The following is a 24132-nucleotide window of genomic DNA, read 5'->3' as shown; positions in this document are numbered from 1 at the left end:
CTGTACCCGCACTCGCCGGGGGCGGGTTCCCGACATATCGCCCCGCCCATCCGTCCGGCCCCCTCGGAGAAGCTCGTGACCGTGCCACGCCCGCTCAGACCGTTCGTGCGCAGCCGCACCCGGCTGTCCGTCACCCTCGGCCTGCTCGTGGCCGCGCTCACCGCGTCCCTGCTGCCCCTGCTCACCGGCTGGCCCGGCGGCGGGAACGCCGCGCCCCGGACCGGAGGGCCCGGCACTGAGGCGGCACAGGCCGGAGACCACCCGCGCACCGAGGCGGAGGCCATCGACGCGGCCCGCCGCACCGGCAAGAAGGTCCTGGTCGAGGCGGCCACCACCGCCACCACGCTCACCTGGGCGCTGCCCGACGGAAAGATGCGCCGGCAGATCCACGCCACCCCGCAACGGGCGAAGAACGCCGACGGGGAATGGGCCCGGATCGACACGACTCTGCACCGCACCAAGGACGGCATCACCCCGGCGAACGCGGTGACACCGGTCCGCTTCGCGGCCGGAAGCCGTCCCGAGCGCGCCGACCGCGGCTTCCGCCGGGACACGCCCGCAGCCGGGGACAGTGTCCTGGCCGAGGTCGAGCTGGAGGGTCACACCGTGGCCTACACCTGGCCCGCGCCGCTGCCCGAACCGGTGCTCGACGGCCCCCGCGCGCTCTACCAGGAGGTCTTCCCCGGCGTCGACATGCTGCTGGTCGCCCGTGAGGAGGGCGGCTTCGCCCAACTGCTCGTCGTCAAGACACCCGAGGCCGCGCGGAACGAGGAGCTGAGGACCCTCACCTTCGGGCTGCGCTCCGACACCGCGTACTTCGAGCACAACCCCACGACCGACACCGTCCGGGTGCTGGACTCGAAGAAGGGCAGGGAGATCGGTTCCGTGCCCACTCCGTTCGCCTGGGACTCATCGGGACAGGACCCCGAGCTGGAACCGGGCACCGCAGTACACACCGCCACCGGCACCGCCGGGGACGTACTCGCGCTGTCCGGGCTGAGCGGCATCGAACCCGGCGCGCGCAGCAGCCTGTTGCAGACGGACCTGGACGATGCCGACAACGGGGTGCGCCTCAGTCTGGACGTGGCCGGCACCGGTCTGCTGCAGAGCGACGACGTCCGCTACCCGCTGTTCATCGACCCGTCGATCAAGCCCGCCTGGAAGTCCTGGACCGTCGCCTACAAGCCGTACCCGAACTCCAGTTTCTACAACGGCACCAACTTCAGCTCCGGCACCTCGGACGCCCGCGTCGGTTACGAGAGCGACACCAAGGGTCTGGCACGTTCGTTCTGGACGATGGGCTTCTCCAGCGGTCTGAAGGGCGCCACCATCACCAAGGCGAGCTTCAAGATCCTCAACAACCACGCGTGGTCCTGCGAAGCCCGGCAGTTCCACCTCTACCGCACCGGAGCCATCTCCTCCGGCACCACGTGGAACAAGCAGCCGAGCTGGTCGTCGCTGCTCCAGTCCCAGTCGTTCGCCCACGGCTACAACAGCTCCTGCTCCGACGACTACGTCCTGTGGAACGTGAAGGCCGGTGCCCAGCACGCGGCCGACACCGGCTCTTCGACCCTCACCCTGGGGATGCGGGCCAACACCGAGACGAGCGCCTACACCTGGCGCAAGTTCCGCGCCACGTCGGCCGCCCTGGAGGTGGACTACAACCGCAAGCCCAGCGAGCCGACCGGCGGCACCACCACTCCGGGCGGCGCCTGCCTGGTCACCCCGGCCAGCCGGGCCGTCGCCAAGACGAACATCGTGCTGTCGGCGACCGCGACCGACCCGGACAAGAACCTCTCCAAGCTGCGCTTCCGCTGGTGGAAGTCGGGAGCCACCGCCCCCGCCGGAACCCTGGTCACCCCCAACAGCAGCGGCAAGGCGACGCTGACGATCCCCTCCAGCAGCCTCGCCGACAAGACCACCTACAAGTGGGACGTCCGGTCGGAGGACAGCGAGGGCGCCGTCTCCACCTACTTCCCGCCCGGCGACCAGCCCTGCCAGTTCACCGTGGACGGCTCCGCGCCGCCCGCACCCGACGTGACCAGCGTGGACTTCCCCCAGGCCACGCCGGACGGTCTCACCTGGTCCGAGAAGAAGTTCGGCACGCCCGGCGTCTTCACCTTCAGTTCGCCCGGCGCCGTGAAGTTCTCCTACACGCTCACCGGGGCCGACTACACCGACAAGGCCGCCACCGCCGCCACGGACGAGGCGGGCAACCCCGTCGGCGTACTGACCCTCACCCTCGCCCCGCCCAGCGCCGGGCCCAACAGCATGCGCGTCTACGCGTACGACGCGGTCGGCAACAAGTCGAAGGAGTACGCCGACTACGTCTTCTACGTTCCGCCGCGGGACACCGAGGACGCTCCGGGCGACCTCAGCGGTGACGGACGCGCCGACCTGCTCACCATCAACCCGAGCGGCAACCTGCGCTCCTACCCCGGCCTGTCCGGCGGCGAGCTCTACACCTCCCTCGCCGCCGGCTACACCTCGGACGGGCAGCTGAATCCCACCGGCCACTGGTACGACCCCGCCACCGGCAAGGCCGCACTGATCACCCACTACGCCGACGCGTACCCGGGTGACGGCGTCACCGACCTGTTCGCCCGCACCCCGGACGGCGGGTTCTGGCTCTACCCCGGCGACGGCTACGGCAGCTTCGACGTCGACAAGCGCCTGGAGGTCCGGCTGCCCGCCGACGCCCCCGACCCGGCGAGCTGGGTTCAGCTCAAGGCCGTCGGCGATGTCACCGGCGACCGCCGTCCCGAGGTCTTCCTGCGCACCGGCGACGCCCTCTGGGTGCTGCTCGGCTACACCGGGGGCACCTTCCAGGAAGCGGTCCGGCTGAGCGCCACCGCGTGGGAGCCGCGCGACATCATCAACGTCGCCGACATCGATCTGGACGGCACTCCCGACCTCCTGTGGCGGAACACGTCCAACGGGAACATGTACATCCGGCACGGCAAGGCCGGCACCGTCTCCGGCAGCGTGGACCTGAATTCCCTGAAGACGGGCGCCGCCTCCCGCGAGGGGAAGGACACCTCGTACGGCACCGGGTGGACCGGCGCCAAGATCGACATCGTGATGGGCATCCCGGACGTCAACGGCGACCGCATCCCGGACCTGTGGGCGCGGTTCACCGCGGACGGATCGGTGAAGGTCTACCACCCGTCCGCCACCAACACGAACCCTGCGGCGAAGACCGTGATCTACGGCGGCTGGGAGAGCATCAAGGCTTTCGGCTGACACCGTCCCGCCACGTGACCGAGCCCACCCTCCGTGGGGCGGCGTCTCCCGCGACAATGTAGGCGTGATCACCTCGCCGACACGGAGTACGGGCCGACGCGCCGAGCAGGCGGCGACGCCGTACGTGGATCTCTCGCGGGCGGAGTGGAGCGCGCTGCGCGACCGGACGCCGTTGCCGTTGACCGCCGAGGAGGTCGAGCGGCTGCGCGGGCTCGGGGACGTCATCGACCTCGACGAGGTGCGGGACGTCTATCTGCCGCTGTCCCGGTTGCTGAACCTGTACGTGCAGGCCACCTCCGGGCTGCGCGGGGCGCTCAACACCTTCCTCGGGGACGCCGGGAACGGGCAGGGCGCGCAGCGCGGGACGCCGTTCGTCATAGGGGTCGCGGGCAGTGTCGCCGTGGGCAAGTCCACCACCGCGCGCATCCTGCGGGCACTGCTCGCGCGCTGGCCGGAGCACCCCCGGGTGGAGCTGGTGACCACCGACGGGTTCCTGCTGCCCATGGAGGAGCTCCGGGCGCGCGGTCTGATGTCGCGCAAAGGGTTCCCGGAGTCGTACGACCGGCGCGCCCTCACCCGTTTCGTCGCCGACATCAAGGCGGGCAAGGACGAGGTGACCGCCCCCGTCTACTCGCACCTGATCTACGACATCGTGCCCGGTGAGCGGCTCACCGTACGGCGGCCGGACATCCTGATCGTCGAGGGGCTCAACGTCCTGCAGCCCGCCCTCCCCGGCAAGGACGGCCGCACCAGGGTCGGGCTCGCCGACTACTTCGACTTCAGCGTGTACGTGGACGCCCGGCCGGAGGACATCGAGACCTGGTACCTCAACCGGTTCCGCAAGCTGCGCGAGACCGCGTTCCAGGACCCGTCCTCGTACTTCCGCAAGTACACCCAGGTCTCCGAGGCGGAGGCGATGGAGTACGCGGCCACCATGTGGCGGACCATCAACCGGCCGAACCTCGTGGAGAACGTGGCGCCGACCCGCGGACGTGCCACGCTGGTGCTGCGCAAGGGGCCCGACCACAAGGTCCAGCGGCTGTCCCTGCGCAAGCTCTGACCCCTGGGTCCGGCTCCTGGAAGGGTGCTCCGTGCTGCATCTGCGCCTCATCGTGCCCGCCGACCGTACGGACGAGGTGGTGCGCCTGCTGGAGCGGACGCCCGGCACCGCCCATCTCGCCGTGCTGCCCGGCGTGGCCCGCGACCCGTCCGGTGACGTGGTGCTGTGCGATGTGGCGCGCGAGGCGGGCGACGAGCTGATCGGGGCGCTGCGGCGGCTCGGCGTCGACCGGTACGGGGCGATCACGGTGAACGGCCTGGACCTCACGCTCTCCGCCTGCGCCGACCGGGCCGAGGAGGAGGCGCCCGGCGAGGGCGCGGACGCGGTGCTGTGGGAGGAGCTGTCCGAGGCGACCCACGAGGAGTCCACGTTCAGCGTCACCTACCTGGCGTTCCTCGCCGTCGCCACCATGCTCGCGGCCTGCGGTGTGATGCTCGACAACGCGATCCTCATCGTGGGCGCGATGGCGGTCGGCCCCGAGTTCGGGCCGCTGGCCGGGATCTCCACCGCCCTGGTCCAGCGTGCCCCGCACCTGGTGTGGCGCTCGCTGTGGGCGCTGGTCGGCGGCTTCGCGGCGGCCATGGCGCTGACCGCCGGCTTCTCCTGGCTGATGGACCTGCTCGGGCTGTTCCGGGAGAGCATGATCGAGGCCGACCGGCCCAACACCTCGTTCGTCTGGCAGCCGGACTGGCTGTCGTTCGTCGTGGCGTTCCTGGCGGGCATCGCCGGCACGCTCTCGCTCACCTCGTCGAAGTCCGGCGCACTGATCGGGGTCGCCATCTCGGTGACGACCGTACCGGCCGCGGCCAACGCGGCGGTGGCCTTCAGCTACAGCGACTACACCCAGATGTCCGGCTCGGCGCGCCAGCTCGCGGAGAACCTCGGCGGCATCGTGCTGGCCGGCACGCTGACGCTGATCACGCAGAAGGCGCTGTGGCACGCGGCCCAGCGCCGCCGGCGCGCCAAGGAGCCCCCGGCGGCGGCGAACGGCAGCCCCGGGTGACGTACCGGCAGGATCGGGGGCGTCCGGACTGCCGTAACCCCCACAAGCACCGGACGCCGGGGCGCTGACACGATGCGGCCATGTCCGAACCAGGGGAAGTGATCCACCGCGTTCCCGCGCGGAACGTGTCGTGGTGGGGTACGGGGGTGTGTGCCGTCGCGGCGGTCCTGGCCGTGCTGCTCGTACGGCAGTGGCCGCAGGCACCCGCCGTCGTGTTCTGGCTGTGCGTGGTGATCGCGCTGATGGGGCCGATCTTCCTGTATCCGGCCACCGCCCGGCTCACCGCCGGCGCGTACGGGCTGCGCTCCCGAACCCTGCTGCGCCGCCGTTCGGTGCCGTGGTCCCGCGTCGCGGAGCTGCGCCGCGACATCCAGCCCGGCAGGAACCACGACATCCACCGGGTCAGCGTGCTGCTGGAGAACGGGCGGTCGTTCCGGCTGCCGCTGCCGATCAGCGGCACCGACCTCGCCCGGTTCGACGCGGAGCTGGAGGCGCTGCGCGCCCTGCACCGCCGGTACGGGAGCCCCGCGCCGGACGGCGAGGCGCCCGTCATCACGCACCGGGCGGCGGGGCGCCGGCCCGTCGTCACCTGGATCGTGTGCGCGCTGCTGCTCACCGCCTCGGCCGTCGCGGCCACCTACGTGGCGGACGCCGCGGCGGAGCAGCGCGCCTGGCGGGCGGCCGTGCCCTGCACCGACGCCACCCCGGCCGGTGACCGCCGCACGTGCCTGACCACGTTCACCGGGGTCATCGAGCGGACGGACGTCAACGGGGGCAGGGGCAGCAGCTATCTGTACTTCACCGGGGACGAGCCCCTGCACCGGCTGGCGGTCGCCCAGGACGACGCCTCCGCGTTCCGCTCGGGCGAGAAGGTCGAGCTGGTGTTCTGGCACGGCCGGCCGCGTACGGTCACCGGCGAGCGGCACGTGTGGCGCGACCACCTGACCGGCCCCGGTGAGGTGGCCGTCTTCTCCGCCGCCTGCGCGCTCGGCGCGGGGTACGCGGGGTCGCTGCTGCTGATCCGCAGGCGCGGGCGCCGGCTGCGGGACGACGAGCTGCTGCCCTCGGCCCTGCCGTTCGCGGGAGCGTTCGCCCTGACGGCCGCGTGGCTGCTGCCGCTGTGCGCCCTGCGCCCCACGGACCCGCCGGGCTCGCCCGGCACCGTGGTCTGGGCGGCGGCGGGCACGGCGGGCAGCGCGGTCGCGTTCGTCCTGGCCTGGCGCGCCACCCGCCTCCGCGCCCCCGGCGAGACCCCCGTCGTCGCACCGGACGGGCGCGACCACTTCCTGTCCGCCCGGTTCCTGGAGCACACCGCGTACAACCCGAACCTGTACGGCACCCATGTCGTCATCGGTGGCGGCCCGCCCGCCGTGACCCCGCACCCCGGTCCCGGCCGCTTCGCCGCCCACCGCATCCCGGCGGAACACCTGACCGTGGTGGACGTGCGGCGGGCCCGGGGCAGCGACGGCGACCTCGCGCCCCGCGGCTGGCACATCGCCGAGATCGACGACGCCGGTGAGCCGGTCAGGCTGGCCGCCGCCCCCGGCGACCTGGCCCGCATCCTGGACGCGCTGAGGCGCGAGCGCGACGCGGACGGGGGAGACCCGGACCCGGCCCACCCCCGCTAACCGCCAACCGCCAACCGCCAACCGCTCAGCCCAGCGCCGACTTCACCACGTCCGCCAGCCGGCCCGCCACCGCGCGGGCCTGCTCGATGTCCGCCGCCTCGACCATGACCCGTACCAGCGGCTCCGTGCCCGAGGGACGCAGCAGGACGCGGCCGGTGGCGCCCAGTTCCCGCTCCGCCTGGGCGACGGCCGCGGCGACCTCCTGCGAGGTGTGCACGCGGGACTTGTCCACGTCCGGGACGTTGACCAGGACCTGCGGCAGCCGCTCCATGACGCCGGCCAGCTCCGCGAGGCTGCGGCCCGTCGCGGCGACCCTGGCGGCCAGCATCAGGCCGGTCAGGGTGCCGTCGCCGGTCGTGGCGTGGTCCAGGACGATGACGTGGCCGGACTGCTCGCCGCCCAGCGCGTAGCCCTCGGCCTTCATCGACTCCAGGACGTAGCGGTCGCCGACGGCGGTCTGGACGAGCTGGATGCCCTCGCGCTCCATGGCGAGCTTGAAGCCGAGGTTCGACATCACGGTGCCGACCACGGTGTCCCCGCGCAGCCGGCCGGCCTCGCGCATGGCGAGGGCCAGCACGGCGAGGATCTGGTCGCCGTCGACCTCGGCGCCCGTCGCGTCGACGGCCAGGCAGCGGTCGGCGTCGCCGTCGTGCGCGATGCCGAGGTCCGCGCCGTGCTCGACGACGGCGGCGCGCAGGAGCTCCAGGTGGGTGGAGCCGCAGCCGTCGTTGATGTTCAGCCCGTCCGGGTCGGTGCCGATCGTGACGACCTCGGCCCCGGCGCGGGCGAACGCCTCCGGCGAGACGCGGGCGGCGGCGCCGTGCGCCTCGTCCAGGACGACCTTGAGGCCGTCGAGCCGGTTGGGCAGGACGCCGATGAGGTGGGCGACGTACCGGTCGAAGCCCTCCGCGTAGTCGGTGACGCGGCCGACGCCGGCGCCGGTGGGCCGGGACCACGGCGCACCGGTGCGGTGCTGCTCGTACACCGACTCGATGCGGTCCTCCAGCTCGTCGGCCAGTTTCTGGCCGCCGCGGGCGAAGAACTTGACACCGTTGTCCGGCATCGCGTTGTGGCTGGCGGAGAGCATGACCCCGAGGTCCGCGCCCAGCGAGCCGGTCAGGTACGCCACCGCGGGGGTCGGCAGCACGCCGACGCGCAGTACGTCGACGCCCGCGCTCGCGAGGCCGGCCACGACCGCCGCCTCCAGGAACTCTCCGGACGCGCGCGGGTCACGGCCCACCACGGCCGTGGGCCGATGGCCCTCGAAAGTACCCGCCTCGGCCAGTACGTGCGCCGCGGCCACCGAGAGCCCGAGCGCGAGCTCGGCCGTCAGGTCCGCATTGGCGACGCCACGCACGCCGTCCGTGCCGAAGAGTCGTCCCACTGTTGTCCTCCGAAAGTGCTCCGAAACGCAAAAGTCAGATCAAGCAACCAACAAGCCTATGAACGCCTTATGTCGTTATATGCCCGAGGATGTCGATAAACGAACGCCCCGGCAGCACGAGGTGTGCCGTCGGGGCGAACGTGTAACGCGGGTGAGCAGGCGGTTTAGCGCTTGCTGTACTGCGGGGCCTTGCGGGCCTTCTTGAGACCGGCCTTCTTGCGCTCGACCGCACGGTCGTCGCGGGAGAGGAAGCCGGCCTTCTTCAGGGTCGGACGGTTGTTGTCCACGTCCGCCTCGTTCAGCGCGCGGGCGACACCGAGGCGCAGGGCACCGGCCTGACCCGAGACGCCGCCACCCGCGATACGGGCGATGACGTCGTAGCGGCCGTCCAGCTCAAGCACCTTGAAGGGCTCGTTGACTTCCTGCTGGTGCACCTTGTTGGGGAAGTAGCTCTCCAGGGTGCGACCGTTGATCTTCCACTTGCCGGTGCCGGGGACGATCCGGACGCGGGCGATCGCGTTCTTGCGGCGGCCCAGGCCGGCGGCGGGCTGCGGGTCGCCGAAGCGGCCGGCGAGCGACTCGGAGGTGTACTCGCCCTCGACGGGGACCTCCGACTCGAAGGTGGTCACCTCGGCGTAGTTCTCGTCGCCGTCGGTGCCCTCGACGGTGTCTACAGTGGTCTCGGCCACGATTCTCCTCAGATCTTTCTTTATGTCTTGGGGGGAGGCCGGAACTACTGCGCGACCTGGGTGATCTCGTACGGGACCGGCTGCTGCGCAGCGTGCGGGTGCTGGTCGCCCGCGTAGACCTTCAGCTTCGAGATCATCTGACGGCCCAGGGAGTTCTTGGGGATCATGCCCTTGATGGCCTTCTCGACGGCCTTCTCCGGGTTGTTCGCCAGGAGGTCGTCGTAACGCACCGAACGCAGACCGCCCGGGAAGCCGGAGTGGCGGTAGGCCATCTTCTGGGTGCGCTTGTTGCCGGACAGGTGAACCTTGTCGGCGTTGATGATGATGACGAAGTCGCCCATGTCCATGTGGGGGGCGTAGATCGCCTTGTGCTTGCCTCGGAGGAGGTTCGCAGCCGTGGTGGCGAGACGGCCCAGGACGACGTCCTGCGCGTCAATGACGTGCCACTGGCGGGTCACATCGCCGGGCTTGGGGCTGTACGTACGCACTTCGTAGCCTTCGCTTCTTCAGTGGATGGGGTCCAGACACACGACACCTCTGAAGCGATCATGCAGCTGGGGCGCACAATGCCGGGGCGATGCCCGTATGCGAGCCACTGGTAACTGCTCCAGAGAACTTACGTACGGGCTTCTCGCATCCAAACGACACTGCCCATACGCATAACAGTCCTCGACCCTACCCGCATCGCCCCGGACGGGTCAAAACGCGCCCCCGCCGCTCCCCCTCACCGGGCCCGCTCGACCCGCCGCTCGTCCCACACCGGCTCCGAGGTCTCCCGGACGACCCCGTCCGAGCCGAAGACCAGATAGCGGTCGAAGCTCTTCGCGAACCAGCGGTCGTGCGTCACCGCGAGCACCGTGCCCTCGTACGCCTCCAGACCGTCCTGCAACGCCTCCGCCGACTCCAGGTCAAGGTTGTCCGTGGGCTCGTCGAGGAGCAGCGCGGTCGTGCCGGACAGCTCCAGGAGCAGGATCTGGAACCGGGCCTGCTGGCCGCCCGACAGCTTCTCGAACGCCTGGTCCCCCTGCCGCTCCAGCTCGTAGCGGCGCAGCACGGACATCGCCCCGCCCCGGTCCTTGGCGTGCTCGGTCCACAGGATGTCCACCAGCGTGCGGCCCAGCAGCTCCGGGTGCGCGTGGGTCTGCGCGAAGTGGCCGGGGACCACCCGGGCGCCGAGCTTCCACTCCCCCGTGTGCGCGACGGGCTCGCCCGCGAGGAGCCGCAGGAAGTGCGACTTGCCGGAGCCGTTGGAGCCGAGCACCGCGACCCGTTCCCCGTAGAAGACCTCCAGGTCGAACGGCTTCATCAGGCCGGTCAGCTCCAGCCCGGCGCAGGTCACCGCGCGCACCCCGGTCCGGCCGCCGCGCAGCCGCATCCGGATGTCCTGCTCGCGCGGCGGCTCCGGCGGCGGGCCCGCCTCCTCGAACTTGCGGAACCTGGTCTGCATCGCGTGGTACCGGCTGGCCATGTCGGGGCTGATCGCGGCCTGCTGGCGCAGCCGGTGCACGAGGGCCTTGAGCCGCTTGTGCTCCTCCTCCCAGCGACGTAGCAGCTCCTCGAAGCGGGCGAACCGCTCCTTGCGGGCCTGGTGGTACGTGTCGAAGCCCGCGCCGTGCACCCAGACGTCGCTGCCGGCCGGGCCCGGCTCCACGCTGACGATCTTCTGCGCGGCGCGCGACAGCAGCTCCCGGTCGTGGGAGACGAACAGGACCGTCTTACGGGTCTCCTTGAGCCGCTCCTCCAGCCACCGCTTGCCGGGGACGTCGAGATAGTTGTCCGGCTCGTCGAGCAGCAGCACCTCGTCGGGGCCGCGCAGCAGCGCCTCCAGGACGAGCCGTTTCTGCTCGCCGCCGGAGAGCGTGCGCACCTCGCGCCACTGCGCCTTCTCGTACGGGACGCCCAGGGCCGCCATCGTGCACATGTCCCACAGGGTCTCGGCCTCGTAGCCGCGCGCCTCCGCCCAGTCGCTCAGCGCCTGCGCGTACGCCATCTGCGCGGCCTCGTCGTCCACGGTGAGGATGCGCTCCTCGGCGCGGTCCACGGCGAGCGCGGCCTCCCGGATGCGGGGCTGCGCGACGGAGACCAGCAAATCGCGGACCGTGCGCTCGTCGCGCACCGAGCCGACGAACTGCCGCATCACGCCGAGCCCGCCGCTCACCGAGACGGTGCCGCCGTGCGGCTGGAGCTCTCCGGCCAGCAGCCGCAGCAGCGTGGTCTTGCCGGCGCCGTTCGCGCCCACGAGCGCGACGACGGCCCCGTCGGCCACCCGGAACGAGGCATCGCCGAGCAGCACCCGCCCGTCCGGAAGGTAGTACTCAAGATGGCCCGCTTCGAGATGTCCCATGCACAGCATTGTCACGGCCACCGAAGCGTTGACCCAACCGGATTACCGGGCGTCCAGTGCCGCGACCGGCAATGTTTGCCCCGCAAGGAGCGTCGTCCAGTGCGTGCGATCGCAAGGCGGCCGAGAGCCCTTGGATGGGGTCTCCCCTGCTCGTCAAGAGCTTGGGGAAGGAGCTACCAGGGCTTTCGGCCAACGCGGCGAGCGTGCGTGCTGGGCGGCGCGACGGGGCAAAGCTTGCCGGGAGGGGCACTAGGATGCGCGGCATGAGCTTTGGGGATGGGGGGCCCTCGCCCTGGGGGTCCGCGGGGCCGGGGAACGGCGGAACGCCCGACTGGGAGGCGCTCGCCGACGCCTCCGCGGCTCGGGCCAGGCGGCGCAGGTGGCTGTTCATCGGCGGGGGCGCGGTGGCCACCGCAGCCGTCGCCGCGGCCGTGGCGCTTGCCGTCATCGCGGCCGACGGGAACGGCTCCGACGCCACCGCCGGGAAGCACACGAGCGAGCTGCCGACCGCGAGCGACCTGCCCAGCGAGATCCCCGCGCCCGAGCCGTCCTTCTCCTCGGTGGCTCCGCCGCCCCCTCCGGACCCCAGGGACTACGTCTCCGACGTCACGAAGGACCGGCTGCCGGTCGACGTGCGGGCGTTCTTCCCCGACGCGAAGCTGACCGCCGGCGACCGTACGTACACCCGGGGCGCCACCCACCGCACCGAGAACTGCGCCGCCACCACCCAGGGCGCCCTCGGCTCGATCCTCCGGAACAACGGCTGCGACCAGGTCATCCGGGCCACGTACAGCAAGGACGGCGTGGCGGTCACCGTGGGCGTCGCGGTCTTCGACACCGAGGCGCAGGCCAAGCGGACCGCCCGGCAGGCGAGCGGCGGGCTGGCCTCGCTCAGCGGCTCCGGCGTCCCGGTGTTCTGCCGCGACGGCGTGATCTGCCGCCGCACCGCGAACTCGTACGGCCGGTACGCGTACTTCACGGTCGGCGGCTTCACGGACGGCCGGAACGTCACCAAGGCCGACCAGGACGTGTACCGCACCGGCGACGACCTCACGGACCACACGTTCCGGCAGATCCGCCACCGGGGCGAGGTCCAGGCGTCGGCCGCCGCGAACCTCACCACCACGTAGGGCGCCCGCTCAGCAGCAGCCGGCCCCGGGCAGGCTGCGCACGTTGCGGGCCTCCACCGCCCGCGCGGCCAGCAGCCCGTCCTCCGGGTACGCGACCTCCTCCAGGGTCAGCCCGTGCGGGCGCACCACGTGGACGCCGGGGTCGCGCACCCCGGCCGCCAGCACCTCGGCCGGCCACGGGTCGGGGCGGCGGCCGTCGCCCACGAAGAGCATCGCGCCGACGAGGGCGCGCACCATGTTGTGGCAGAAGGCGTCCGCCTGCACGGTGCCGGTGATGATCCCGCTGGCCCCGTCGCGTACCCAGTGCAGCCGCTGGAGCGTGCGGATGGTCGTCGCGCCCTCGCGCTTCTTGCAGTACGCGGCGAAGTCGTGCTCCCCGGTCATCCGGGCGGCGGCGGCGTTCATCGCGGCCACGTCCAGCGGGCGGTCGTGCCAGAGGACATGGCCGCGCAGCAGCGGGTCGGCCCCGCCGGGCCGGTCGGAGACACGGTAGGCGTACCGGCGCCACAAGGCGGAGAACCGGGCGTTGAACCCGGCCGGGGCCGCCGCGATCCGCCAGACCCGGACGTCGGGCGCCATCCGCCCGGCGAGCCGCCGCAGCAGCTTCTCCTCGTGCTCGGTCCACACCCCGGCCGGCAGGTCCACATGGGCGACCTGGCCGCGGGCGTGCACCCCGGCGTCGGTGCGGCCCGCCACCGTCAGGTCGTACGTGCGCGGGGACCGGGTCACGGTCCGCAGCGCGTCCTCGATCTCGCCCTGGACCGTGCGCCGGGCGGTCTGCTTCGCCCAGCCGGAGAAGTCCTTGCCGTCGTAGGCCAGGTCCAGCCGCACCCGGACGAATCCGGGCTCCACCTCGTCACTCACCAGCGCATCCTCTCAAGATCCCGTACAAGCCGAACGGGCCCGCACCGCCCCGGAGGGTGGTGCGGACCCGTTCAGTGGTTCCGGAACGCTCAGGCGTCCTTCGCGTCCTCGACCGGAGCCGCGTCCTCGACGGACTCGACCGGGGTCTCGTCCTTCTTGGCCGCGTCTTCCTTGACCGCACGCTTGGTGGCGGCCTCGGCCTCACCGGTGGCCTGCTGCGCCACGGTCAGCGCCTCGACCAGCTCGATGACGGCCATCGGGGCGTTGTCGCCACGACGGTTGCCGATCTTGGTGATGCGGGTGTAGCCACCGGGGCGGTTCTCGTACCGCGGGGCGATCTCGGTGAAGAGCGTGTGGACGACGCCCTTGTCCGTGATCGACTGCAGCACCAGGCGACGGTTGTGGATGTCGCCCTTCTTCGCCTTGGTGATGAAACGCTCCGCGACCGGACGCAGGCGGCGGGCCTTGGCCTCGGTCGTGGTGATGCGGCCGTGCTCGAACAGCGACTTCGCGAGGTTGTTGAGAAGAAGCTTCTCGTGCGCGGCGCTGCCGCCCAGACGGGCACCCTTGGCGGGCTTCGGCATGGGTTTTCTCCTTGTGTGCTGCACCGGCCGTATCAGGTACCGGTGTCAGTTCCCGCGCGGCGGCCGCCGCGCGGAAGTATGTGCTGTCCGCCGTGCCGACTCTCGCGAGTCGGCCTCCGCACTCGACATGCGGGCCTCAGCCCGAAAATCAAGTCCGTCCGGCGATTGAGGACAGAAGCCCTCGCCCGGACCGGGGCGCCCCTGCCAACAGGGCGCACCCCAGCCGGGAGGCGACTCAGTACTGCTCGGTCTCCGCGAAACCGGCGTCCGCGTCGTCGTCGGCGCCGAAGGCGTCGGCGGCGGCGGTCGGGTCGAAGCCGGGAGGCGAGTCCTTGAGCGCGAGGCCCATACCGGCCAGCTTCGCCTTGACCTCGTCGATCGACTTCGCACCGAAGTTGCGGATGTCGAGCAGGTCCGCCTCGGAGCGGGCCACCAGCTCGCCCACCGAGTGGATGCCCTCGCGCTTGAGGCAGTTGTACGAGCGGACCGTGAGCTCCAGCTCCTCGATCGGCAGCGCCAGGTCCGCCGCGAGCGCGGCGTCCGTCGGCGACGGGCCCATGTCGATGCCCTCGGCGTCGATGTTGAGCTCGCGGGCCAGACCGAACAGCTCGACCAGGGTCTTACCGGCCGACGCCATGGCGTCGCGCGGGCGCATGGCCTGCTTGGTCTCGACGTCGACGATCAGCTTGTCGAAGTCGGTGCGCTGCTCGACACGGGTCGCCTCGACCTTGTACGTGACCTTGAGCACCGGCGAGTAGATGGAGTCGACCGGGATACGGCCGATCTCCTGGCCCACCTGCTTGTTCTGGACGGCGGAGACGTAGCCGCGACCGCGCTCGACGGTCAGCTCCATCTCCAGCTTGCCCTTGCCGTTCAGCGTGGCCAGGACCAGGTCCGGGTTGTGCACCTCGACACCGGCCGGCGGAGCGATGTCCGCGGCGGTGACCAGGCCGGGGCCCTGCTTGCGCAGGTACATCACGACCGGCTCGTCGTGCTCCGAGGAGACGACCAGCTGCTTGATGTTGAGGATGAGGTCGGTGACGTCCTCCTTGACGCCCGGCACGGTGGTGAACTCGTGCAGGACACCGTCGATGCGGATGCTCGTGACGGCGGCACCCGGGATCGAGGAGAGGAGCGTGCGGCGCAGGGAGTTGCCGAGCGTGTAGCCGAAGCCGGGCTCCAGCGGCTCGATGACGAACCGCGAGCGGAACTCGTCGACGACCTCTTCGGTCAGCGACGGACGCTGAGCGATCAGCATGATGTGAATCCTTCAGTCGTGGGCGCCCACTATTTGACACCCGACAGATGAAACAAGGATACGGGCGGTACACCCCCGCAGGGGGCATACCGCCCGTACCCACGCTACTGCCGTACGGCCGTCACCGGCCGTGCCGGATCAGACGCGGCGACGCTTCGGCGGACGGCAGCCGTTGTGCGGCGTCGGGGTGACGTCCTGGATCGAGCCGACCTCGAGGCCGGTGGCCTGGAGGGAGCGGATCGCGGTCTCACGGCCGGAGCCGGGACCCTTGACGAAGACGTCGACCTTGCGCATGCCGTGCTCCTGCGCGCGGCGGGCGGCCGACTCGGCGGCCATCTGCGCGGCGAAGGGGGTGGACTTGCGCGAGCCCTTGAAGCCGACGTGGCCGGCGGAGGCCCAGGAGATCACGTTGCCCGTGGGGTCCGTGATCGAGACGATCGTGTTGTTGAACGTGCTCTTGATGTGCGCGTGGCCGTGAGCGACGTTCTTCTTTTCCTTGCGACGCACCTTCTTGGCTGCGCCCTGACGACCCTTGGGGGGCATGTCTTGACTCCAGATGGAGAGGGGAGGTGATCGGTCCTACAGCGAAGACCGCTGGTTGCTGCTGAGGCCCGGGATTCCGGTCGCTCGCAGTGCGTCCGCTGAGGACTACTTCTTGCCCGGCTTCTTCTTGCCGGCGATCGCGCGACGCGGACCCTTGCGGGTACGGGCGTTGGTGCTGGTGCGCTGACCGTGGACCGGGAGGCCACGGCGGTGACGCAGACCCTGGTAGCAGCCGATCTCGACCTTGCGGCGGATGTCGGCCTGGATCTCGCGGCGGAGGTCACCCTCGGTGCGGAGGTTGGCGTCCACGTACTCGCGGATCTTGACCAGGTCCTCTTCGGCCAGGTCGCGAACGCGGGTGTTCGGGTTCACGCCGGTGGTGGCGAGGATCTCCTTGGACCGGGTGCGCCCGATGCCGAAGACGTAGGTGAGGGCAACCTCCACGCGCTTTTCGCGCGGGATGTCAACACCTGAAACGCGTGCCATTCAATGGCTCCAGTTGTTAAGTCGGGGGTCTTCCGCAGAACCACTCCCGACCGCCGACCCCTCGCTGGGAGAGGTGGTACGTCCGGGTCCCCGGCCCCCGCCGGAGGTGCCGTCAGCCGTGGCTTGGACGGGTTCTGCGTATGTACGTGTTACGTGCGTCGCGCGAAGAACTGCGAGATGCAGGGGGTCGTGCGTCAGCCCTGGCGCTGCTTGTGGCGCAGGTTGTCGCAGATGACCATGACCCGGCCGTGACGGCGGATCACCTTGCACTTGTCGCAGATCTTCTTGACGCTCGGCTTGACCTTCATGGGATGTCAGGTTCTCCGGGTCAGTGCCGACGCCGCGCGGAGGCGGGCGGCGGCAAGATCTACTTGTAGCGGTAGACGATCCGGCCACGCGTCAGGTCGTACGGAGAGAGCTCCACGACGACCCGGTCATCCGGAAGGATGCGGATGTAGTGCATACGCATCTTGCCGCTGATGTGCGCGAGGACCTTGTGACCGTTCTGGAGCTCCACCTTGAACATGGCGTTCGGGAGGGACTCGATCACGGTGCCCTCAATTTCGATGGCACCTTGCTTCTTGGCCACGCTTCGCCTTTCGAATCGGCTACCTTGATCGTCTCTCGCTCCGCCGCATGCGGACACACGGATGCACGAGAGCCGACGAGTCAGTCTACGTCAGCGGACTGCCAAAGGCGAATCCGTCAAGTTTGCCCACCGGAGGAGATCCTTAGACCTCCCGACCGGAACGGATCGCGTCCGATCGGAGCGGATCGGCCTGCGGCTCAGCAATGGGGTCTCCCCTGGTCCTTAAGACCTTGGGGAAGGGTCCGGGGCGGCCTGGACGCCGTACTGCGCGAGCTTCTCGCGGCCGCAGTCCGGGGCGGTGAGGACGAGCGGGCCCTCCTCCGTGAGCGCGATGGAGTGCTCCCAGTGCGAGGACCAGGTGCCGTCCGTCGTGATGACCGTCCACTCGTCCTCCAGCACCTCCGTACGGGCCGTGCCGAGGGACACCATGGGCTCGATCGCCAGGCAGACACCGGGCACCAGCTTGATGCCCTTGCCGCGCTTGCGGGAGACGTAGTTCAGCAGGTGCGGGTCCATGTGCATCTCGGTGCCGATGCCGTGCCCGCCGTAGTCCTCGATGATCCCGTACTTGCCGGTGGCCGGGCGGGGCTGGCGGCGGATGTAGGACTCGATCGCCTTGGAGATGTCCACCAGCCGGTTGTTGACCTTCATCGCGGCGATGCCGGCCCACATCGACTCCTCGGTCACCCGGGACAACTCGATCAGCTCCGGGGCGTGCCCCGTACCGACGAAGGCCGTGTACGCGGCGTCGCCGTGCCAGCCGTCCACGATGGCGCCGGCGTCGATGGAGATGATGTCGCCGTCCTTGAGGACCGTGTCGTCGTCCGGGATGCCGTGGACGACGACCTCGTTCACCGAGGTGCAGATGGTCGCGGGGAACCCGCCGTACCCCAGGAAGTTCGACTTCGCCCCGTGGTCGGCGATCACCTTGCGGGCGACCTGGTCCAGATCGCGGGTGGTGGCGCCGGGGACCGCGGCCTCGCGGGTCGCCGCGTGGATGGCAGCGACCACCAGCCCCGCCTCACGCATCTTGGCGATCTGCTCGGGGGTCTTGATCTGCACCATGCTGCGGCGCCTTTCCGGTAGGGCGGTGACGGGGGACGGATAGTCCACGATACGCGGCGGCACGCAGTCGGCCGCGGCGTCCGAGGACGCCGCGGCCGGCTCGTACTGCGGTACTACGGGGGGCTGCTCAGTCCTCTGCGGACTTCTTCAGCGCCTCCATGGCCCGGTCGGTCACATCGGTGACCTTGCCGAGCGCGGAGATGGTGACCACGAGGTCCTGGGACCGGTAGTAGTCGATGATCGGCTCGGTCTGCGTGTGGTAGACCTCCAGCCGGGTACGGACCGTGTCCTCGCTGTCGTCCTCGCGCTGGTACAGCTCGCCGCCGCAGATGTCGCAGACACCCTCGGTCTTCGGCGGGTTGTACGTGGCGTGGAAGACGTGCGCGCTGTCGTTGCGGCAGATGCGGCGACCCGCGATCCGCTTGACGACCTCGTCCTCGGGGACCTCCAGGTCGAGCACGGCGTCCAGCTTCACGCCCTCGTCCTTGAGCATCACGTCCAGGGCTTCGGCCTGACCCACGTTGCGCGGGAAGCCGTCGAGCAGGAAGCCGTTGACCGCGTCCGGCTGGGACATGCGGTCCTTGGCCATCCCGATCGTCACCTCGTCCGGCACCAGCTGCCCCGCGTCCATGTAGGCGCGGGCCTGCTTGCCAAGGTCAGTGCCCTGGCTGATGTTGGCGCGGAAGAGGTCGCCCGTGGAGATGTGCGGAATCGACAGGTTCTTGGCAAGGTACGCGGCCTGCGTTCCCTTGCCGGCACCCGGCGGGCCGACGAGGACGATTCGCATCAGCGGAGGAACCCTTCGTAATTGCGCTGCTGGAGCTGACTCTCAATCTGCTTCACGGTCTCCAGACCCACACCCACGATGATGAGGATGCTCGTCCCGCCGAACGGGAAGTTCTGGTCAGCACCGTTGAATCCTGCCAACGCCATCGTCGGCACAAGAGCGATCAGCCCCAGGTACAGCGAGCCCGGCCAAGTGATCCTGTTGAGCACGTAGCTCAGGTACTCGGCAGTAGGTCGACCAGCCCGGATACCCGGAATGAAGCCACCATACTTCTTCATGTTGTCGGCCACTTCCTCGGGGTTGAAGGAAATCGCCACGTAGAAGAACGCGAAGAAGACGATCAGGAGGAAGTACAGGGTGATGTAGTACGGGTGATTGCCCCTGACCAGGTGGTCCTGGATCCAGATCGCCCAGCCGGACGTGGAGTTCGAGAACTGGACGATCAGGGCCGGGATGTAGAGCAGCGACGAGGCGAAGATGACGGGGATCACACCCGCCTGGTTCACCTTGAGCGGGATGTACGTCGATGTACCGCCGTAGGAACGGCGCCCGATCATGCGCTTCGCGTACTGGACCGGGACACGGCGCTGGGCCTGCTCGACGAAGACGACGAGGGCGACCATCACGAAGCCGACGAGGATCACCGTGGCGAATTCGATCCAGCCGTCGGCGAGCTTGCCGCTGGTCTTGATGGCCCAGAGGGCGGACGGGAAGGTGGCGGCGATCGAGATGAACATCAGGATCGACATGCCGTTGCCGATGCCGCGGTCGGTGATGACCTCACCGAGCCACATCACGACGGCGGTGCCCGCGGTCATGGTGACGACCATCACGATGGTCGTGAAGAGCGAGTCGTTCGGGACGATCTGGTCGGCGACCGGGCAGCCGCTGAACAGCGCGCCGCTGCGGGCGGTGGCCACCAGGCCGGTGCCCTGGAGGATGGCGAGCGCGACGGTCAGATAACGCGTGTACTGCGTGATCTTGGCCTGGCCGGACTGCCCCTCCTTCTTGAGCGCCTCGAGTCGGGGAATGACCACGGTCAGCAGCTGGAGAATGATGCTGGCCGTGATGTAGGGCATGATGCCGAGCGCGAAGATCGTGATCTGCAGCAGCGCACCACCGCTGAACATGTTCACGAGGCCGAAGAGGCTGTTGTTGCCCTTGCTTGCCTGATCGACACAGGTCTGGACGTTCTCGTAACTCACGCCGGGTACGGGGATGTGCGCCCCGAGCCGGTAGAGCACGACGATGCCGAGTGTGAAGAGCAGCTTCTTGCGCAGGTCGGGCGTCTTGAACGCCCGGGCGAAGCCGGTGAGCACGGTGCCTCCTGCGACCCCCGCGCAGAGCGTAGAGGTGACGGTCTTGAGGATCGACGGATACGTAACAATCAAAGTCCCCGGACGGCGAACGCCCAGGGGTTACCACAGCAACGGACGCCACCTTACCGGCGCACCCGCCCCCCTAGGAACGACCAACCGGGGATGCCCCATTTGAGAGGGCATCCCCGGTCGGATGTTCAGTACACCGATGTGTCCGAGTTGTCTCAGACGAGCTCGGTGACGGTACCGCCGGCGGCGGTGATCTTCTCCTTGGCGGAGCCGGAGACGGCGTCAACCGAAACCTGCAGCGCCACGGAGATCTCGCCCTGTCCGAGGACCTTGACGAGGTGGTTGTTGCGCACGGCGCCCTTGGCGACCAGGTCGGCCACCGTGACCTCTCCACCCTCGGGGTAGAGCGTCGCGAGCTTGTCCAGGTTCACGACCTGGTACTCCGTGCGGAACGGGTTCTTGAAGCCCTTGAGCTTCGGGAGGCGCATGTGGAGGGGCATCTGCCCACCCTCGAAGCGCTCCGGAACCTGGTAGCGGGCCTTGGTGCCCTTGGTGCCACGACCGGCGGTCTTACCCTTGGACGCCTCACCACGGCCCACACGGGTCTTGGCGGTCTTGGCGCCCGGGGCGGGCCGGAGGTCATGGGCCTTCAGCGGCTTGTTCTCCGCCATGTCAGTCGACCTCCTCAACCGTCACGAGGTGGCGGACGGTGTGCACCATGCCGCGGAACTCGGGACGGTCCTCCTTGACAACCACGTCGTGCAGGCGCTTGAGCCCGAGCGAACGCAGGGTGTCGCGGTGGTTCTGCTTGCTGCCGATGTACGACTTCGTCTGCGTGATCTTGAGGCGAGCCATTACGCACCCGCTCCCGCACGCGCACGAAGCAGGGCCGCGGGGGCGACGTCCTCGAGGGGCAGACCGCGGCGGGCCGCGATCTCCTCGGGACGCTGCAGGCCACGAAGGGCCGCCACGGTCGCGTGCACGATGTTGATCGGGTTCGAGGACCCGAGCGACTTCGACAGGATGTCGTGGACGCCGGCGCACTCGAGGACGGCACGCACCGGGCCACCGGCGATCACACCGGTACCGGGGGAAGCCGGCTTGAGCAGGACGACGCCCGCGGCCTTCTCACCCTGGATCGGGTGAGGGATGGTGCCCTGGATGCGCGGGACCTTGAAGAAGTTCTTCTTGGCCTCTTCCACGCCCTTGGCGATGGCCGCGGGAACTTCCTTGGCCTTGCCGTAACCGACACCTACGGTGCCGTCACCGTCGCCCACCACGACCAGCGCGGTGAAGCTGAAGCGACGACCACCCTTCACAACCTTGGCGACTCGGTTGATCGCGACGACGCGCTCGACGTACGCGGTCTTCTCGGCGGCGGCAGCGCCGCCGTCACGGCCCTTCCGGTCCCGCCGCTCGCCGCCACCGGCACCGCTTCCGCGGCGCTGGGGTCCAGCCATTGGATTTACCTCTCTCTGTTACGTCCGCTGTGCGTAGGAACCGGGGCTAGAACTTCAGCCCGGCTTCACGGGCGGCGTCAGCCAGAGCGGCAATCCGCCCGGCGTACTGGTTACCACCGCGGTCAAACACGACGGCCTCGACGCCTGCGGCCTTGGCACGCTCGGCGACCAGGGCGCCGACCTGCTTGGCCTGGCTGCTCTTGTCGCCCTCGCCGCCACGGATGGAGACGTCCAGGGTCGACGCCGACGCGAGCGTGTGGCCCGCGATGTCGTCGATGACCTGAGCCACCATGTGACGGTTCGAACGGGTCACGACCAGGCGCGGACGCTCCGGCGAGCCGGAGATGTGCTTGCGGACGCGGATGTGGCGCCGCTTGCGAGCCGCGCGCTTGTACGCGTCGCCCTTGGCGATCTTCACGCCGTATGCCATGGCTACTTACCAGCCTTTCCGACCTTGCGGCGGATGACCTCGCCGGCGTACTTGACGCCCTTGGCCTTGTACGGGTCAGGCTTCCGCAGCTTGCGGATCTTGGCCGCGGTCTCGCCGACCTTCTGCTTGTCGATGCCCTCGACGCTGAACTTCGTGGGGGTCTCCACCTTGAAGGTGATGCCCTCCGGGGCCTCGATCAGGATCGGGTGGCTGTAGCCCAGGGCGAACTCCAGGTTGGAGCCCTTCGCCTGGACGCGGTAACCGACACCGCTGATCTCGAGCGCCTTGATGTATCCCTGGGTCACACCGGTGATCATGTTCGCCACCAGCGTGCGGGACAGGCCGTGCAGGGCCTTGTTCTGACGCTCGTCGTTCGGGCGGACGACGTTCAGGACGCCGTCCTCACCCTTGGTGACCTCGATGGGCGCCGCGACGGTGTGCGTCAGGGTGCCCTTGGGGCCCTTCACGCTGACCGTACGGCCATCGATGGTGACGTCCACACCGGCGGGAACCTGGATGGGGAGCTTGCCGATTCGCGACATGAGCTGTTCCTCCGTTCCCGACTACCAGACGTAGGCGAGGACTTCCCCACCTACGCCCTTCTTCTGAGCCTGCTGGCCGGTCAGGAGACCGTGGGACGTGGAGATGATCGCCACGCCCAGGCCGCCGAGGACCTTCGGCAGGTTGGTGGACTTTGCGTAGACACGCAGACCCGGCTTCGAAATGCGCTTGATGCCGGCGATCGAGCGCTCGCGGTTCGGGCCGAACTTCAGCTGGAGGACGAGGTTCTTGCCGACCTCGGCGTCCTCGACCTTCCAGCCGGTGATGAAGCCCTCCTGCTGGAGGATCTCCGCGATGTGCGACTTGATCTTGCTGTGCGGCATCACGACGTCGTCGTGATACGCCGAGTTCGCGTTGCGCAGACGCGTGAGCATGTCTGCGATGGGATCAGTCATGGTCATGAGTTGGCCTTCGGCCTCTCTCGCCGGGGTTTCCTGTATGCGCCATCCCTCTCCCCGCTCAGAGGCGGGACGGGTGCGGTGCGGGGACCTACGGCGTAGTAAGTCGGTCATGGGCGGCAGGCGCCCAACCCTGCAAGCCTACGGCATGCGGAGCCGGGCTCCTGCCGACCAGATGCTTACCGAGAGTCTCCGGTGATTCCCAACGCCCAAGGGGCGAAGGAGAATTACCAGGAGCTCTTGGTCACGCCCGGCAGCTCGCCGCGGTGAGCCATCTCACGAAGGCACACGCGGCACAGGCCGAACTTGCGGTAGACGGAGTGGGGCCGGCCGCAGCGCTGGCAGCGGGTGTACCCGCGGACGCCGAACTTCGGCTTGCGGGCGGCCTTAGCGATCAGAGCCTTCTTCGCCACGGTCAGTTCTCCTTGAACGGGAAGCCGAGGTGACGAAGAAGGGCACGACCCTCGTCGTCGTTGGTCGCCGTGGTGACCACGGTGATGTCCATGCCCCGGACCCGGTCGATCTTGTCCTGGTCGATCTCGTGGAACATGACCTGCTCCGTGAGACCGAAGGTGTAGTTGCCACGGCCGTCGAACTGCTTCGGCGACAGGCCGCGGAAGTCACGGATACGCGGAAGCGCGAGCGACAGCGTACGGTCCAGGAACTCCCACATGCGGTCACCGCGGAGGGTGACGTGGCAGCCGATCGGCTGCCCCTCGCGCAGCTTGAACTGCGCGATCGACTTGCGGGCCTTGGTGACGGCCGGCTTCTGACCGGTGATCGTGGTGAGGTCCTTGACGGCACCGTCGATCAGCTTGGAGTCGCGGGCGGCGTCGCCCACACCCATGTTGACCACGATCTTGACGAGACCGGGGATCTGCATGACGTTCTCGTAGGAGAACTCCTCACGCAGCTTGCCGGCGATTTCCTCGCGGTAGCGCGTCTTGAGACGCGGCGCGGTGGTGGTAGTCATCAGATGTCCTCACCGGTGCGCTTGGCAACACGGATCTTGTTGCCCTCGTCGTCAAAGCGGTAGCCGACGCGAGTAACGACCTTCTTGCCGTCCTTCTCAACAACCAGCTGCACGTTGCTGACGTGGACGGGGGCCTCGGTCGTCACAATGCCACCGGTCTGCGAACCGCGAGCGGTCTGGCCGGCCTTGGTGTGCTTCTTGACCCGGTTGACACCCTCGACGAGGACGCGGTCCTGAGCCGGGTAGGCCACGATGACCTTGCCCTGCTTGCCCTTGTCCTTGCCGGTGATGACCTGGACCAGGTCACCCTTCTTGATCTTCATGC

The 24132-nt window shown here is 69.4% G+C and carries 28 protein-coding genes; 5 read left to right on the top strand and 23 right to left on the bottom strand.

The window, feature by feature from the left end:
- Positions 1–75: 75 nt before the first annotated feature.
- The 4 genes from DNK56_RS22380 to DNK56_RS22365 all read left to right on the top strand — a co-directional run bounded on the left by DNK56_RS22380 (position 76) and on the right by DNK56_RS22365 (position 6934).
- Complete coding sequence (locus DNK56_RS22380; RefSeq protein WP_111337462.1) at positions 76–3243, top strand: FG-GAP-like repeat-containing protein; 3168 nt, start codon at positions 76–78, stop codon at positions 3241–3243.
- 64 nt (positions 3244–3307) lie between these two features.
- Complete coding sequence (coaA, locus tag DNK56_RS22375; protein WP_111337459.1) at positions 3308–4303, top strand: type I pantothenate kinase; 996 nt, start codon at positions 3308–3310, stop codon at positions 4301–4303.
- 31 nt (positions 4304–4334) lie between these two features.
- Positions 4335–5306, top strand: a complete 972-nt coding sequence (locus DNK56_RS22370; protein ID WP_111337457.1) for a DUF389 domain-containing protein — start codon at positions 4335–4337, stop codon at positions 5304–5306.
- A gap of 80 nt (positions 5307–5386) precedes the next feature.
- The gene (locus DNK56_RS22365) at positions 5387–6934 is read left to right on the top strand and encodes a PH domain-containing protein (protein ID WP_111337454.1); all 1548 of its coding nucleotides are present in this window, start codon (positions 5387–5389) and stop codon (positions 6932–6934) included.
- A gap of 25 nt (positions 6935–6959) precedes the next feature.
- On the opposite strand, the gene glmM is transcribed toward DNK56_RS22365, so the two are convergent.
- The 4 genes from glmM to DNK56_RS22345 all read right to left on the bottom strand — a co-directional run bounded on the left by glmM (position 6960) and on the right by DNK56_RS22345 (position 11360).
- Positions 6960–8318: a phosphoglucosamine mutase gene (glmM, locus tag DNK56_RS22360; RefSeq protein ID WP_111337451.1), complete on the bottom strand. Its 1359-nt coding sequence runs from the start codon at positions 8316–8318 to the stop codon at positions 6960–6962.
- A gap of 164 nt (positions 8319–8482) precedes the next feature.
- On the bottom strand, positions 8483–9007 hold the full coding sequence (gene rpsI / locus DNK56_RS22355) for a 30S ribosomal protein S9 (protein WP_111337449.1): 525 nt from the start codon (positions 9005–9007) through the stop codon (positions 8483–8485).
- 44 nt (positions 9008–9051) lie between these two features.
- Positions 9052–9495, bottom strand: a complete 444-nt coding sequence (gene rplM / locus DNK56_RS22350) for a 50S ribosomal protein L13 (RefSeq protein WP_111337447.1) — start codon at positions 9493–9495, stop codon at positions 9052–9054.
- A gap of 236 nt (positions 9496–9731) precedes the next feature.
- On the bottom strand, positions 9732–11360 hold the full coding sequence (locus DNK56_RS22345) for an ABC-F family ATP-binding cassette domain-containing protein (protein ID WP_199563712.1): 1629 nt from the start codon (positions 11358–11360) through the stop codon (positions 9732–9734).
- 254 nt (positions 11361–11614) lie between these two features.
- On the opposite strand from DNK56_RS22345, the gene DNK56_RS22340 reads away from it, so the two are divergent.
- Positions 11615–12481: a hypothetical protein gene (locus DNK56_RS22340; RefSeq protein ID WP_111339470.1), complete on the top strand. Its 867-nt coding sequence runs from the start codon at positions 11615–11617 to the stop codon at positions 12479–12481.
- A gap of 9 nt (positions 12482–12490) precedes the next feature.
- Here DNK56_RS22340 and truA read toward each other — a convergent pair whose 3' ends face one another.
- The 19 genes from truA to rplX form a co-directional block, all read right to left on the bottom strand.
- Positions 12491–13345 (bottom strand): tRNA pseudouridine(38-40) synthase TruA, encoded by an 855-nt coding sequence (gene truA, locus DNK56_RS22335; RefSeq protein ID WP_111337444.1) that lies wholly within the window; start codon positions 13343–13345, stop codon positions 12491–12493.
- Between the two features lie 89 nt (positions 13346–13434).
- Entirely contained in the window at positions 13435–13929 is a 495-nt protein-coding gene (rplQ, locus tag DNK56_RS22330) for a 50S ribosomal protein L17 (protein WP_111337441.1), read from the bottom strand.
- Positions 13930–14164: 235 nt separating this feature from the next.
- Positions 14165–15187, bottom strand: a complete 1023-nt coding sequence (locus DNK56_RS22325; protein WP_073786804.1) for a DNA-directed RNA polymerase subunit alpha — start codon at positions 15185–15187, stop codon at positions 14165–14167.
- A gap of 138 nt (positions 15188–15325) precedes the next feature.
- Positions 15326–15730 (bottom strand): 30S ribosomal protein S11, encoded by a 405-nt coding sequence (gene rpsK, locus DNK56_RS22320; RefSeq protein ID WP_003948617.1) that lies wholly within the window; start codon positions 15728–15730, stop codon positions 15326–15328.
- A 105-nt stretch (positions 15731–15835) separates the two neighbouring features.
- A complete protein-coding gene (gene rpsM, locus DNK56_RS22315; RefSeq protein WP_018519286.1) occupies positions 15836–16216 on the bottom strand; it encodes a 30S ribosomal protein S13 in 381 nt (126 codons plus the stop codon).
- Between the two features lie 194 nt (positions 16217–16410).
- On the bottom strand, positions 16411–16524 hold the full coding sequence (gene rpmJ / locus DNK56_RS22310) for a 50S ribosomal protein L36 (protein WP_003956441.1): 114 nt from the start codon (positions 16522–16524) through the stop codon (positions 16411–16413).
- 59 nt (positions 16525–16583) lie between these two features.
- Positions 16584–16805 (bottom strand): translation initiation factor IF-1, encoded by a 222-nt coding sequence (gene infA / locus DNK56_RS22305; RefSeq protein WP_003956442.1) that lies wholly within the window; start codon positions 16803–16805, stop codon positions 16584–16586.
- 222 nt (positions 16806–17027) lie between these two features.
- Entirely contained in the window at positions 17028–17870 is an 843-nt protein-coding gene (gene map, locus DNK56_RS22300) for a type I methionyl aminopeptidase (RefSeq protein ID WP_111337439.1), read from the bottom strand.
- A gap of 127 nt (positions 17871–17997) precedes the next feature.
- Positions 17998–18657: an adenylate kinase gene (locus tag DNK56_RS22295; RefSeq protein WP_111337436.1), complete on the bottom strand. Its 660-nt coding sequence runs from the start codon at positions 18655–18657 to the stop codon at positions 17998–18000.
- Positions 18657–19976 carry a preprotein translocase subunit SecY gene (gene secY / locus DNK56_RS22290; protein WP_111337434.1) on the bottom strand — a complete coding sequence of 440 codons (1320 nt, stop codon included), beginning with the start codon at positions 19974–19976 and terminating at the stop codon, positions 18657–18659. Before secY ends, DNK56_RS22295 begins: the two co-directional genes overlap by 1 nt.
- A gap of 224 nt (positions 19977–20200) precedes the next feature.
- Positions 20201–20656 carry a 50S ribosomal protein L15 gene (gene rplO / locus DNK56_RS22285; protein WP_018519290.1) on the bottom strand — a complete coding sequence of 152 codons (456 nt, stop codon included), beginning with the start codon at positions 20654–20656 and terminating at the stop codon, positions 20201–20203.
- Between the two features lies 1 nt (position 20657).
- A complete protein-coding gene (gene rpmD, locus DNK56_RS22280; protein WP_018550611.1) occupies positions 20658–20840 on the bottom strand; it encodes a 50S ribosomal protein L30 in 183 nt (60 codons plus the stop codon).
- The gene (rpsE, locus tag DNK56_RS22275) at positions 20840–21445 is read right to left on the bottom strand and encodes a 30S ribosomal protein S5 (protein WP_111337431.1); all 606 of its coding nucleotides are present in this window, start codon (positions 21443–21445) and stop codon (positions 20840–20842) included. The genes rpmD and rpsE overlap by 1 nt, the downstream gene beginning before the upstream one ends.
- 46 nt (positions 21446–21491) lie before the next feature.
- Entirely contained in the window at positions 21492–21875 is a 384-nt protein-coding gene (gene rplR, locus DNK56_RS22270) for a 50S ribosomal protein L18 (RefSeq protein WP_111337428.1), read from the bottom strand.
- Between the two features lie 2 nt (positions 21876–21877).
- The gene (rplF, locus tag DNK56_RS22265) at positions 21878–22417 is read right to left on the bottom strand and encodes a 50S ribosomal protein L6 (RefSeq protein WP_111337426.1); all 540 of its coding nucleotides are present in this window, start codon (positions 22415–22417) and stop codon (positions 21878–21880) included.
- A gap of 21 nt (positions 22418–22438) precedes the next feature.
- Entirely contained in the window at positions 22439–22837 is a 399-nt protein-coding gene (rpsH, locus tag DNK56_RS22260) for a 30S ribosomal protein S8 (protein ID WP_018101219.1), read from the bottom strand.
- 224 nt (positions 22838–23061) lie between these two features.
- A complete protein-coding gene (locus tag DNK56_RS22250) occupies positions 23062–23247 on the bottom strand; it encodes a type Z 30S ribosomal protein S14 (protein ID WP_003948630.1) in 186 nt (61 codons plus the stop codon).
- A gap of 2 nt (positions 23248–23249) precedes the next feature.
- Positions 23250–23807 (bottom strand): 50S ribosomal protein L5, encoded by a 558-nt coding sequence (gene rplE / locus DNK56_RS22245; RefSeq protein WP_018101220.1) that lies wholly within the window; start codon positions 23805–23807, stop codon positions 23250–23252.
- The gene (rplX, locus tag DNK56_RS22240) at positions 23807–24130 is read right to left on the bottom strand and encodes a 50S ribosomal protein L24 (RefSeq protein ID WP_111337423.1); all 324 of its coding nucleotides are present in this window, start codon (positions 24128–24130) and stop codon (positions 23807–23809) included. The genes rplE and rplX overlap by 1 nt, the downstream gene beginning before the upstream one ends.
- Positions 24131–24132 lie beyond the last annotated feature (2 nt).

Source organism: Streptomyces sp. AC1-42W (genome assembly GCF_003248355.1).
Classification (GTDB): domain Bacteria; phylum Actinomycetota; class Actinomycetes; order Streptomycetales; family Streptomycetaceae; genus Streptomyces.
Note: the sequence above shows the minus strand (reverse complement) of the source record. Positions and strands in the feature narration are given on the sequence as shown.